6 protein-coding genes are annotated in these 13,538 nt (G+C 63.3%); 3 read left to right on the top strand and 3 right to left on the bottom strand.

Features of this window, described 5'->3' with window-relative positions:
• Positions 1 to 81 precede the first annotated feature (81 nt).
• On the bottom strand, positions 82 to 1,749 hold the full coding sequence (locus tag ACY8D3_RS18430) for a Na/Pi cotransporter family protein (RefSeq protein WP_462380272.1): 1,668 nt from the start codon (positions 1,747 to 1,749) through the stop codon (positions 82 to 84).
• A 251-nt stretch (positions 1,750 to 2,000) separates the two neighbouring features.
• On the opposite strand from ACY8D3_RS18430, the gene recC reads away from it, so the two are divergent.
• The 3 genes from recC to recD all read left to right on the top strand — a co-directional run bounded on the left by recC (position 2,001) and on the right by recD (position 10,708).
• Positions 2,001 to 5,255, top strand: a complete 3,255-nt coding sequence (gene recC, locus ACY8D3_RS18425) for an exodeoxyribonuclease V subunit gamma (RefSeq protein ID WP_462380271.1) — start codon at positions 2,001 to 2,003, stop codon at positions 5,253 to 5,255.
• Between the two features lie 67 nt (positions 5,256 to 5,322).
• Entirely contained in the window at positions 5,323 to 8,868 is a 3,546-nt protein-coding gene (gene recB / locus ACY8D3_RS18420) for an exodeoxyribonuclease V subunit beta (protein ID WP_462380270.1), read from the top strand.
• A 7-nt stretch (positions 8,869 to 8,875) separates the two neighbouring features.
• Positions 8,876 to 10,708, top strand: coding sequence for an exodeoxyribonuclease V subunit alpha (gene recD / locus ACY8D3_RS18415; protein ID WP_462384440.1), 1,833 nt, complete (start codon positions 8,876 to 8,878; stop codon positions 10,706 to 10,708).
• 390 nt (positions 10,709 to 11,098) lie between these two features.
• Here the strand turns inward: recD and ACY8D3_RS18410 are convergent, their stop codons facing one another.
• Both ACY8D3_RS18410 and ACY8D3_RS18405 read right to left on the bottom strand, forming a co-directional pair.
• Positions 11,099 to 11,941, bottom strand: coding sequence for a hypothetical protein (locus ACY8D3_RS18410; protein WP_462380269.1), 843 nt, complete (start codon positions 11,939 to 11,941; stop codon positions 11,099 to 11,101).
• Entirely contained in the window at positions 11,938 to 13,536 is a 1,599-nt protein-coding gene (locus ACY8D3_RS18405; protein ID WP_462380268.1) for a hypothetical protein, read from the bottom strand. The genes ACY8D3_RS18410 and ACY8D3_RS18405 overlap by 4 nt, the downstream gene beginning before the upstream one ends.
• Positions 13,537 to 13,538 lie beyond the last annotated feature (2 nt).

Below are 13,538 nucleotides of genomic sequence, written 5' to 3'. Positions count from 1 at the left end.
GGGATGTGTCAAAAAACAGAGCGCCACGAATCTCTATAGATGTATTCTGGCGCAATGATGGCACATTGGTATTGATGGCCGTCAATGGCCGCTGCGCGGTAAATCCACTACGGGCTTGGTGTGGCCGTTCCGTGCCGTGGAAGTATCATTCAGTTCCAGCACCGCATGAGCGCTGGTGCTGAACAGGGAGTTCAGGCGGCGCATGTCGCTCATCAGGTCCAGATGGAGTGAGCTGGTCTCGATGCTTTCGGCAACGCGCTGGTGAAGCCGGTCGGCGTGGGTATGGGAATAGCGGCGTTCGAGCATGCGGAAGCGCTGCTTGGCGCGGCGCAGCCGCTTGGCGCTGTCGATGTCGCCGTTCATGAATACAGCGAGGCCCAGGCGCAGGTTGGCCACGAGCTGCTGCTGCAGCTTGGCCAACTCTTCCATGCCAGTTTCGGAAAACGCCAGGTTTCGCCCGTGCGTCTTTGCGTGCAGGTCGTCCAGCATGCGTTCGATGGTGTCACCGGCGCGCTCCAGGTTGATCGCCATTTCGAACACCTGCGCCCAGCGTTCGCTGTCCTCGGCGGACAGGTCTTCCCGAGGAATGCGCGCCAGATACAGCTTGATGGCAGTGCAGAAGGTATCGATGTCGTCATCCATGCGCCGGACCGCCTTGCGCTGCGCGCGGTCTCCGGTCCGTAGACTCGTCAGGAGGCCATCCAGCATTTGCTCGACCAGGTCGCCCATTCGCAAGGTCTCACGTACCGCATTGGCCAGCGCCAGGCCAGGGGTATCCAGCGCCGACGGGTCCAGGTGTCGCGGTCGGCTGGCGGCATCGTCGTTGGGCAGGTCCGGCAGGAGACGCTCACACAGCCGCGCCATGAGCGAGACCAGCGGCAGTTGCAGCAGGCATCGCACGACGTTGTAGCCCAGATGGAAGCCGATCACCCACTCACTCGCAGAAAGGGGCAGGGCGTGAAGATAGCCGACGATGTCATCGAGAAAGGGCAGCAGAAGCAGGCCGATCGCCTTGAATAAAAGGCTGCCCAACGCGACGCGTCGCCCTGCCGGGGGTTGTCCCGCGGTCCCGAGATAAGCAAGCAGGCCACTACCGATATTGGCACCGATCACCAAGCACAATGCAACTTCCAGCGATATGACGGACGCGGCCGCGAGGGTGGCCGTCAGCAGTACGGCGGCGAGGCTGGAATACGACAACATGGCGAACAGAGCACCCACGACCGTATCGAGCAGGATGTCGCCCGTCAGGCTGGCGAACAATACGTGGACACCCCGTGCATCGATGATCGGCTCCACGGCAGCTACGATCATTTGCAGCGCAAGCAGAATGAGGCCCAGGCCCAGTGCGACGCGGCCGAGTTGCCCGGCGCGTGTCTGTTTGCGGCCAAGGAAAAGAACGACACCGACGAGTACGAGCAAAGGCGACAGCCAGCTGAGGTCGATTGTGAGCACGCGGGCCATTAGTGCGGTGCCGACATCCGCCCCAAGCATGATCGCAAGGGCAGGCGAAAGCGATACCAGTCCCTGGCTCACGAAGCTGCTGGTGAGCAAGGCGGTCGCGTTGCTGCTCTGGACGAGGGCCGTGACGCCTATACCGGCGACGAAGGCGAGCGGCAGGCGCTGCACGCTGCGGTTGAGCGTGCGGCGCAGCTGGGTACCGTACACCCGCAGCACGCCTGTACGGACGATATGGGTGCCCCAGATGAGCAGGGCCACGGCCGATAGCAGGTTCAGGAGGTTGAGCATGTGCACGGTCCCTTTACAGCAATGCATGGAGTGCCTGCCGAACCGTCGACAAGGCGCAAAGCCATCGGAGGTGGCGAGCGGGACCAGACCCGGGACACCTGGGGTGCTGCGCCTTACTCCATTTCCATGACGGTTTCATTAAAGTGACTGACAACTCGACGAGTGGGTTCCCGGTTGCTGTCATCCGGTGCGACGGACGCTGCCGCAGCCAACTGGTAATCTTCCGCTCGACTCCGCAGTGAAGCCCTTCCATGTTCCGTCTCTATCACGCGCCTGATCTTGAAACCCTCGGCATGCTGGCAAGCCGCTTGCTCGCACAACCCCAGCGTGATCCTCTCGCGCCTGCGCGGTTGGTCGTGCCCAGTCAGGGGATCGGCCGCTGGCTGACCCTGCAGCTCGCCCGCGCCGAAGGCATCGCCATGCATCTGCAGGTACAGCTGCCCGCCAGCTTCGTGTGGGACCTGACGCGGGATGTACTGGGCGCGCTGCCAGAACAGTCCGCCTTCAACCCGCAGGCGCTGACCTGGCGCGTTTACGACTGGTTGTGTGAGCCGGGCAACCTTGCCCAGGCCGAGCGCCTGGAGCGCTATCTGGATGGCGGCGACGAGCGCCGTCGCTTCGCGCTGGCTGGCAAGATTGCGGACGTCTTCGACCAGTATCTGCTCTACAGGGATGACTGGCTGGCGGCCTGGGAGCGTGGCGAGACCTGTGACCTCGGCCTGGACGAGCCTTGGCAGGCGCTGCTCTGGCGCGAGCTCACCAAGGACGGCCATCCACACCGCGCACGCCTGCTCGGCGATCTGCTGGCACGTCTGTCAGAGGACACACCGCTCCCGAGCCTGCCGGAACGCCTGCTGGTGTTCGGCATCAGTAGCCTGCCGCTTCACCACTTGCGGGTACTCGAAGGGCTAGCCCGCCATACGGATGTCATCCTGTTCGCCCTGAACCCCAGTCGCGAGGCCTGGGGCGAGATCCGAGACATTCGCGAGCTGGCCCGGCAACCGGAAACGGATCCAGACGATTGGTACCTGGACGTCGGCCACCCGCTGCTCGCGAGCCTCGGCAAGCAAGGACGCGATTTCTTCGATTCGCTGTTCGCCAGCGTCGCGGACGAAACCGGCTTTTACAGTGACGACGACGCGCTCGAGGACGACAGCCTCCTGCACGCGCTACAGAATGATGTGCTCACGCTGAGAACCCGCCGGCCCGAGGAGCGACTGGTCTGGCAGCCGAGCGACCGCTCCATCGAATTACACGTCGCGCATTCCGCCCTGCGTGAGGTGGAGATCCTGCACGACCAGCTGCTGGCCCGATTTGCTGCTGATCCTACGCTGACGCCCGATCAGGTGGTGGTGCTGACACCCGACATCGAACGCTACGCACCCTTCATTGAGGCCGTATTTGCAGCGCGTGACGGCGCGCCACGCAATGCCCGCATTCCGTTCAGCCTGGCCGACCGCAGTGCGCGCGCCGAGCTGCCGTTGATCGAAGCGTTCATCGAGTTGCTGGCACTGCCAGAGAGCCGGTTCTCTGCTGAAGAAGTCATGGCCTGGCTCGAGCAGCCGGCGATTGCCCGGCGTGCCGGCATCGAGCCCGAGGATCTTGTAACCCTTCGCGAATGGCTGCGTATAGCAGGGGTTCGCTGGGGGCGTGACGCACGCCATCGCACGGAGCTCGGGTTGCCCGCTACCGAAGCCTACACCTGGCGCCAGGGGCTGGACCGGCTGCTGCTCGGTTTCACCGCTCCCCCACAGTTGGCGGGCGATGCCCCGCCGTTGCTTGGTGATTACCTCCCACTCGACGCGCTCGAAGGCGGGCAGGCGCAATTGCTGGGCCGGTTCCATGCATTCGTCTCAAGGTTGGCGGGTCTTTGCGAACGGCTGCAGACATCGCGTCCCCTCGCGGAATGGACCCCCGTTCTCCAGCACGTATTGGACGATCTGTTCGACGAACGAGAAGCAGGCGAGATCTTGCTGATGTTGAGCCAGGCGTGTGCAAGCCTGGCCGAACAGGCCGGCGCGGCGGGCATAGAGCGTCCCGTCGAGCTGGCGCTCGTGCGCCAGCAGCTGGCGGCGGCGCTGGAACAGAACAGTGGCGCCAGCGGATTCCTCACCGGCGCGGTGACCTTCTGCACCATGGTGCCCATGCGCAGTTTGCCGTTCCGCTGGGTATGCCTGCTCGGCCTCGATGACGGGGCTCTCCCGCGTCGGACACCTGCGGCGGGGTTCGACCTGGTCGCGCGTCGACCGCGCCGCGGCGATCGTGCGAGACGTCTGGACGACCGCTATCTGTTCCTCGAAACCATCCTCTCTGCGCGCGACGGCCTCTACCTCAGCCATGTCGGCCGCGACCCGCGTGACAACGCCGAACTGCCGCCTTCCGTGCTGGTCAGTGAGCTGCTTGAAGCCATCGATCTGACGGCGGCAACTGAAGACGGGCAGACGGTCAGCGACCGTGTCCGCGTACTGCATCCGCTGCAGCCCTTCGCGTCGGCCAATTTCGCTGACGGTGCGCATACGGGTTATTCGGCCGCGTGGTACCGGGCCGCACAGCGGCTCAGTGAGCCTCCTCAATCGGCACCCGTAGCCTTCGTGACCGAGCTGACTCCGCCCGAGGATGCCGAGTTGACCGTGGAGCCGAGCCTGTTGGTCCATTGCTTCCGCCATCCGACGCGCTTTCTGTTGGAGCAGCGTCTCGGCCTGCGTCTGCCGGATGAGGAGGATGTGCTTCCAGGTGATGAGCCGTTCGAGCTGGAACGCACGGCGCTGACCGGCCTCCGGCGGTTGGCATTAGAGGCCGCCGAGCGGGGCTGGAGCGAGGCTGAAGAGCGGCGGGTGGCGGCCGCGGCCGGTTGGTTGCCGCTGGGTGAGCTTGGGCAGGCCTACTGGGGCCAGCTTCGTGGTCCGATACGTGCGTTTGCCCCATTGCTGCAGGAAGAGCGGCCAAACCAGGCGCCTGAGCCTGTACTCATCGACCTGCGCATCGATGACGTTCACGTTTATGGCTGGTTGGACGGTGTTACGCCGGACGGCCTGTTCGACTTCCGCCTGCGTGACCTGGGTGCCTGGGAGCTCGCGCCGTTCTGGTTGCGGCATCTGATGCTCAACGCAGCGGCTCAACCCGGAATCGCGCGCCACAGCCGGCTGCTATCACCCAAATCCGAATGGCGCCTGGGCGCTGTGGACGACCCGATCAGCGCGCTCAGGCCATGGATCGAGGCCTATCGCGAGGCCCTGGTTCGGCCGCTTCCCGTGTTTCCGCGCAGCAGCCACGGCTTCGCGCAAAAGTTTCGCAAACCCGGTCGCAAGGAGCCCATCGATGCCGCCCGCACGGAAGCGCGCGTGCTCTGGCAGGGCAACGACTACCTCGTGGGTGAAAGCCTCGACCCCTGGAATGCGTTGGCGTTTCGCGGCGTAGACCCTCTCGATCAACGATTCGAAGCCATGGCCGAGGCGCTGTATGGGCCCGCGTTGGACGCGTTGAACGAAGCGGGGGAGGATGCCTGATGCCATCGATTCCTACCCCAGTGGCCGGCCTGGCCAATGTGCGCCCAGACACCGAGGAGCCACTCGCATGACCGCCCTCAATCTCCTCACATCACCGTTCGTTGGCCGTTCATTGATTGAAGCCAGCGCCGGCACAGGCAAGACCTGGACACTCACCGCACTGTACGCACGCTTCCTGTTGGAGAAGCAGCTCAACGTCGGGCAGATCCTCGTTGTGACCTACACCACGGCCGCCACCGCCGAGCTGCGCGAACGCATACGCCGACGCCTGGCCGAGTTGCTGGATGTCTATGAAAACGGACCCGGAAAGGATGCGCTGCTCAATGATCTTCATGCGCGCTACCCGGATTCCGCGAGCCATCGACGGCTGCTGCTGGCTGTACATGGATTCGACGAAGCGGCGATCTTCACCATTCACGGTTTCTGCCAGCGCGCGCTGCAGGATTCGGCGTTCGATGCCGGAGGCGATTTTGACAGCGAGCTGACCCAGGATGACCGCGAGCTCGTCGATGCGTTGGTGGCCGACCTCTGGCGGCACGAACTGGCAAACGCCGATGCGGCGTGGGCCGCTTTCCTCGTACACAAGCGCATGACCCCTCAGGCTCTGCGCCAGCGTCTGCGTCCGCATTTGGGTAAACCCTATCTGCGCGTCGAGCCCAGTTCGCTTGAAACGCCAGAGCTGCCCTCGCTCACGCAGGCCTGGCAGGACGCAGCGGCTCTTTGGTCCCGTACCGGTCTGGAATGGATCGAGACACTCACGGGCCATGAGGGGTTGAGCCAAACCACACACAAACGCGAGAAGTTTGCGGGTTGGCAGGCCGAACTGGATGCCTATTTCACCGACATTGCCGGCCTCTTCAGCGTACCGCCCGGTTTGCAGAAACTAGGGGCTGCGGCCCTCAGTAAAGCGTGCAAGAAAGGGCATGAAGCGCCGCTTTGCGAACTTGCCAGCGCCCTCGACACGCTGGCCGAGGCGCTCGAAGCTGCTCTTCCTGTAGGCGAGCAGCGGCTGATCGCATTGCAGGTACGTCTCCTGCACGCGTTGAACAGGCAACTGCCGGAGCGCAAGGCGGCGCAGCGTCTGCTGGCCTTCGATGACCTGCTCAACCGCTTGCAGCAGTCCCTGGAAGGCGAGGGCGGTGCGCAACTGGCACAGGCCTTACGGGAGCAATATCCGGTCGCGCTGATCGACGAATTCCAGGATACCGACCCGATCCAGTACGCGATCTTCTCGCGCATCTATCAGCCGGGCGAGCCGGGCGACCTCTGCTTCGTCGGGGACCCAAAGCAGGCCATCTATGCGTTCCGCGGGGCGGACCTCAATACCTACCTGCGCGCCCGCGAGGAAGCTGCCCGCCAGTACAGCCTGGCCACCAACCACCGATCGACGCCGAGCCTGATCGCGGCACTCAATGGGCTGTTCGATCGGGCCTCGCCCTTCGCGGAAAAGGGCCTCGACTATGTTCGGGTTGGCGCAAGCCACCGGCCCCGAGCCCAGCTTGTCCTGCCGGGTTCGGACGCGCCGCTTTCCCTTGTCTGGCTCGACGATGAGCCGCTGGGCAAGGGAGAGGCGGGCGCTCGTGCGGCGGTGGATACGGCACGGCGTATAGCAGCGCTGCTGGCGGCCAGCGCCGAGGGGCAGGCCTATTTCGCCGAGGGCGAAAACCGCGAGCCGCTCAAGGGCGGCAACATTGCCGTGCTCGTGTCGAACCACCGGCAGGCAGCCGAAATTGCAGCCGAGCTGCTCGCTCGAGGTGTTTCCAGCGTGCGGCGTGGCAAGGAAAGCGTCTGGCAAAGCGAAGAAGCACAGGATCTCGCGGCCGTGCTTGCGGCCTACGCCGAACCGGGGCGTGAGGGCTTGCTGCGCTATGCGCTCGGCTCTCGTCTGCTAGGCCGCAATGCGACGCAGCTGGCCGCGAGCGAAGCGGACAGCCGCGCCTGGGACGAGGAGCGGGAGCAGGCGGAGCGTTACCACGCACTGTGGCAGCAGCAGGGGTTCATGCGCGTGTTCCGTGCCTGGCTGGACGAGCAGGGTGTGGCCGAGCGCCTTCTGGAATGGCCGGACGGTGAACGTCGGCTGACAAATTTGCTGCACCTCGCCGAGCTGCTCCAGGCGGAGAGCCTCAAAAGGCCCGGGCTCGAGCGCCTGCTCGCCTGGTTCCAGGCGCAGCGTGTATCCGATCTGCACGGCGAGGACGCGCTGCTTCGGCTCGAAAGCGATGCCGAGCGCGTACAGATCGTCACGATCCATACGAGCAAGGGGCTTGAATATCCGCTGGTGTTCTGTCCCTACCTCTGGGATGGCGGCTTGCTCCGGCAGAACGAAGACATTACGTGCCACGACGAGGCGGGCGCGCCGCTGCTCGATCTGGGCAGCGAGCGACTGGATGAATACAGGCAGCAAGCCCGACAGGAGCGCTTTGCCGAGCGGCTGCGCCTGGCTTATGTCGCACTGACCCGGGCGCGTGATCGGCTCTGGTTGCATTGGGGGCCGATCGACTGCGCCGTGAAAAAGGATGGAACGCTAAAGGAGGATGGGCTGCACACGAGTGCGCTCGCCTGGCTGCTGCATGGGCGCAACCGTGCAGGTGATGATGCGTTGGCGGATCTGGCCGAACATCTGCGGACGCAAACCCCACTAGGTCTGAAACAGGAGCTGGAAAGCCTCGTGTTGGCCAGCGAGGGCGGCGTGGCGCTGGAGGTGCCCATAACCGAGGAACATGCCAGCACCGGCGCCGTGCGTGCCGAACGGCCAGGCGATCTGGCCACATTGCCGCGTGTGTTGCTGAGTAACTGGCGGATCGGCAGCTTCTCGGGGCTGGCCGCGGGAATGCACATGGAGGCGCCCGACCGAGACACCCTGTTCATCCCAGACGCGAGCGAACCGGGTCCGGGTTTTTATGGGTTTCCACGTGGAGCACGCGCAGGTACGTGCCTGCATGCCATCTTCGAGGATTGGGCCCGAGGAAAAGGGGCGCTGGCTGACCTGGTGGAACCTGCACTCACCGCCCACGGTATCGATGCCGAGTTGTGGGGCGACACCGCCGGGGCACATCTTGAACGTGTGCTGCAAACAGATCTCAATGGTCGAGGCTTGAGTCTGGCGCGGCTCGAAGCCACACGTCGTTTGCCCGAGCTCGGTTTCACCTTCCCGGTCAGTGGGCTCAATATGGACGCACTACGCGCCATCCTCACGGACCCGGCGATGGGCCTGGATCCGGTCGCTCGCGTAGCAGCTGAGCGGCTGACATTCGACAGCCTGCAGGGTTACCTCAAGGGCTTTATCGACCTGACGTTCGAATATGAGGGGCTGTGGTACATCCTCGACTACAAATCGAACTGGTTGGGCCCAAACGCCAGCTACTACGGCGGTGAGCGGCTGCAGCAGGCCATTGCGGGCGAGCACTACTACCTGCAATACCTGATTTATCTGGTCGCGCTGCGGCGCTTCCTGCGTCAGCGGCTCGCCGATTTCGAGGACGGCCAACTCGGTGGCGCATGGTATTTGTTCCTGCGTGGCATGCCGGAAGCCGGTGTGCACTTCGCACGGCCAAGCGACGCGCTCCTTGATGCGCTGGATATGTTGTTTCAGGGAGGTTCCCATGGCGCCTAAGGCACCCATTCCATGGGCCGAACTGCCATTTTCGCCGCTTGAACGCGCATTGGCGGAGAGCCTGCAACGGCTCGATCCCGAAGGCGATCCGCTGGTGCTCGTATCGGCCGCGCTGGCGGCCCAGGCGCTTGCGGCAGGCGATGTTTGCGTGCCGCTCGCACGCTGGGCCGGGCTTCGGCCGTGGCCCGAACATTCATTCGCACTTCCCTCCGCCGACGCTTGGCGGCGGAGCCTGACGGGCTCGCGGCTCGTGGGGCACAGCGGTCATTACGCGCCGCTGGTCTTCGAACATGACCGACTGTATCTGGCGCGCTATCACGCCTACGAGCAACGGCTTTCACATGCCCTCGTGACCCGCGCATCGGAGCGGCCGCGGGTGGACACTCCTATCCTGCGGGACAGCCTCGAGCGGCTGTTCGCCTTCAATGCCGATCAGCGCCCGGACTGGCAACGGCTGGCGGCGGCGCAAGCGGTCATGCGCAGACTTTCGGTCATTTCAGGCGGGCCAGGTACCGGCAAGACCACCACCGTTGTGCGTTTGTTGGCCGCGCTGCTGGAGCAGCCCGGTGGGGAATCGCTGGCAATCGGACTGGCGGCGCCGACAGGGAAGGCTGCGGCGCGCATGGCCGAGGCGATCCGCAATGCGAAGGCAAGCCTGCCGGTCAGCGATTCGATCAAGGCATCGATGCCCGAAGAGGCGTCGACGCTGCACCGTCTGCTCGGTGCCCGTGGCGACAGCCCGCAGGTCCGGCACGACGCCGCACGGCCTCTGGCGCTGGATGTGTTGATCGTCGACGAAGCGTCGATGGTGGACCTGGCGCTGATGGCCAAGCTGGTCGATGCGATGCCAGCCACGGCACGGCTCATTCTTCTGGGCGACAAGGATCAGCTCTCCGCTGTGGAAGCAGGCGCCGTGTTCGCCGAGCTGTGTGAAGGTCGCGGCTTCGATGCAGTCGCTGCGCAAGGGCTCGAGCAGGCGACCGGACAAACCGTTCCGGTCGCCCCACCGCGATCCGTCATTGGCGATGCGGTTGTCCTGCTGACCCACAGCCATCGCTTCGCTGGCGACAGTGGTATTGGTGAGCTCGCACGGCGCATCAACGCGGGCGATGCGGCGGGTACACAGCGTCTGCTCAAGGAAGGTCGGGCGGATCTGCATTGGCAGGCCTCGCCTATCCAGACCGAATTGCTGGACCGTCTTGAACAGGGCTACCTGCCGTACCTCGAGCGCGCCCGAGCGGGGGATGCAACGGATGCGTTTTCCGCGTTTGGTGCCTTCCGGGCATTGGCGGCGCAGCGCGAGGGGCCGTGGGGCATTCGCGCACTGAATGAAGCGTTGGAGATACGCTTCAAGCGGCGGCAACGCCTGCCGGAACGCGAGCGCTGGTATGTCGGCCGGGCGGTGATGATCACGCAGAACGACTATGCGCTGGGCTTGTTCAACGGCGATGTCGGCCTATGCCTGCACACCGAATATGGTTTGCGCGTGTTCTTCGAAGGCGAAGACGGCCATCGTCACTTCGCCCCGGCGCGCCTGCCCAGCCACGACTGTGCGTTTGCCATGACGGTTCACAAGAGCCAGGGCTCCGAGTTCGATGAGGTGCTCCTCGCGCTGCCCGACCAACCCAGCCCGCTGCTCACCCGCGCGTTGTTCTACACCGGCATCACCCGGGCCAAACGCCGCGTCGAAATCTGGTCCGTTCCCGAGCGGCTGGTCGATGCGGTGATAACCCGTGCCGAGCGCGCATCCGGGCTTGCGGAGCGGCTAAGGGTGGTAGGCGCACCGCGTGAAACACCGGCCGCGGCCCCCGAAGAAGTTGGCCAGCTGGATCTTTTCTGAGCCGCAGGGGCAGGGTTCGCTGGCAGCGTGCGCGGCGAGCGGCGGATTACGCCTTCGGCTAATCCGCCCTACGGAAGACTAGGCTTTCGCAGTTATCGTGAATCGGGCCGCCATCGGTCGGGCGCTCGAATGCCTTATGCAGGGCGGAATCCCGAAGGGCTTCCGCCGGAACCGCGCAAACTCATCGAGAAAGGGCGAGCGAGTGCAGACGCCTTCCTCCGACAGACTCGAGAAGTTCGCTGAGAGGCGTTCGCGACCAGCGGTAAACGATGGAATCTGATGCTAGCCGACCCGCCAACTGGGTTGTGGTAGCCGGGAGGACTGAAAGTAAAAAGCCACCAATAGGCGGCTTTTTACTTAGCGTGAACCGATGCACCGCATCGGCAGCGGTTATCTCAGATCCACATTCAGGCTCGGTGTGCCGAACGCTGAGAGTGTCGCATTCGAGCCTTCGAAATAGCCCTGCCAGAAGGTCTGTAGCAGGTCCATCGTCTTTCCGGACCGATAGGCCTGCTTGATGTCACTGGTGATCAGGCCTGCGCCCGCCACATAGACTCGCGCGCCCTGAAGGTCCGCATACAAGCCTTTTTCCTTTACTCGGTTGAGTTCAGCCGCCGGGTTCAGGTCGCGTATTCGGCTGTTGCTGTAGAAGCTGCCGAAGTCGCTGTTCTCCAGCATGTCGGAAATCAGAAAGATGACGCGGTCATTTGCCCCGTCACTCTGCATGTCGCTACCGACTGCTCGGATCGCCTGGAAAATTTCGCTACGCGGCACTTCCTCCGAAGCTTCGCGCAACGTATCAACGAACACCTTCCCGAATTTCTTCCGGAAAAATGCTTGCTGTTCCGCCAGGCACTTGTCGAAGTTGCGCAGCGTCTGCATGCCGATATCGTTCCTGGCTTCCGGCCTGATCGCTGCGTTGAGCTCGCCCGCGAAACGCAACTCCATGTACTGGTTCGGAAGAAACGCAGAAAAGCTATAAAGACGGATCCTGTCACCAGGCGCAACGAAGCGCATGATCTGGTTCCAGGATGCCTTCTGAAGCGCTTCTGGGAGCGGAACTGTCTGGTCAATGATCACCAACAGTTCGCGGCCCGAGCCAGGCTCCCGGTACTTTGCTTCAACTTTGGAGAAGCCATAGCAATCCGGGATTTCGTTTCGTTCCGCTGCCTGTGCCACGGGATGGGCTGTCAGCAGGGCACAAGCCAAAAAGCCGAGTATGGAGGCCCTCATACCGTGTCGAAGTCCTTGAGCAATTGTTGTTCAGCGCGCAGTGCCAGCACCGCGTCGAGATCGAAACCCTTGGCTTTGCAAATCGTGCTCAGCTGTTCATCGCTGTACGCCGTCAGGTCTTTATTGCGCAGCGCATCGAGCGGATCCGTCATGCTGTTGAGCGCAATGGCCGCCGGAATCGCGGGGGCTTCGGTCGGTGTAGGCAGCACTGGCGTGGCTTCAGGTGCAGGCATGACAACCGCCACAGGCGAGACGGGTGCCGGTGAAGCTGGCGCAGCGGCGGCCGACACTGGCGTCTGAGTGGCATGCGTATGAGCACTCTGCCGCTGCAGTTCTACAAACGCGTTGAAATTACGCTGGTTGGCGGAATTCAAGGTCGCTTGCACAGCGCTATTCGTGGTCGCGCGCTTCGATAGCTTCATCTGCAGCATGCCGAGCTTGTGGTCAGCGTGCGCTGCAATCTTGATGCGCTCGTTCTGGGCCCAATTTTCGTACTGCTCGGCGCTATTGAATTTGTGGGTGGTCTCCCAGGCCTTGTGCGACTCGTTTCCTGCGAAATCGAAGATACTGGCAAGCCAGACACTCACCGCCTGGATCGCAACGAAGATCACCGATAGCACGATGAAGGTGATCAGCGAGGCACTGCGGATCGCGTCCATCTTGTCTGTGATCGTCTGATTCGCGGATTGATCGTTAAGGGCCGCGGACTCGCCCGGCAGCTCGAAAGGACTCGCGCTTTCGAACGTCTGTTCAGCGAAGGCGCTCGGATTGCCGATCATGTCGGACTCGATGCTCTTGAGCTGGTATGCGCGGACACCGAACGCGGCACAGGCAATGATGATGACCCACAGAACGCAGGCAATGATCCAGCCGCGGGCCGGCGTTACCGACTGGTTGGTGGTCAGCCGGCCGAGGATGCGAATGTAGTCTTTTTCGCCCTCGTCCCTGTCGGTCTGGTTGATGCCGACGGCAGGCAACACCTGCTTGAGCGGGCTTACCTTGTTGGCATCGTTGTCATGTTCCCACCAGTGGCGTGCCTTGCTGACCAGGGCGTTGTGGCGGATCGCTTTACCCGCCGCTTCAGCGAGGACCGCCGAGGCGATCGACAGCATGAAGGCGATGACCCAGGCGAGATAACTTTGGGTGTTGGCGGACACGTCGCGATTGACGAAAGGCCCCAGGACATAACCGAAACCCACGGCTTCGAAAAGGATGAGCGCGAGAATCAGGATCAGCACCCAGGCTGGCCTTGCCCGGCGATTGGATTCGCCAATGGTATTAAGGTAGGACTCGCACTGCGTGTAGTAGTGGGGACCGCCTGTTCCAACCGACTTGTAATAGTCGTAATAGTTGTTGCACAGCGTGGTTTCGCTGGTGAGCCATCCGCTTTTGCCGACGGTCGTTGCATCGCGGGCTAGCCGTGCCACGGTTCCGATAACCGGAAAACCGTGCCAGGCGCGCATCGCGAAGTAGCTCACCTTGTCCCAGTAGAGCTTGATGAATACCAGCGCGATCAGCGTCGAGATGATCGTGCTGGTAAGTAGCTTATTCGCCATCGCGAGCGCGGTAAGCGCGCTCAGGCTGAAGTCTTCCATGA

The sequence above is a fragment of the Pseudomonas sp. Marseille-QA0892 genome (assembly GCF_054950135.1).
The sequence above is the reverse complement of the archived record's forward strand: the minus strand, read 5'-3'. Positions and strand labels throughout refer to the sequence as shown.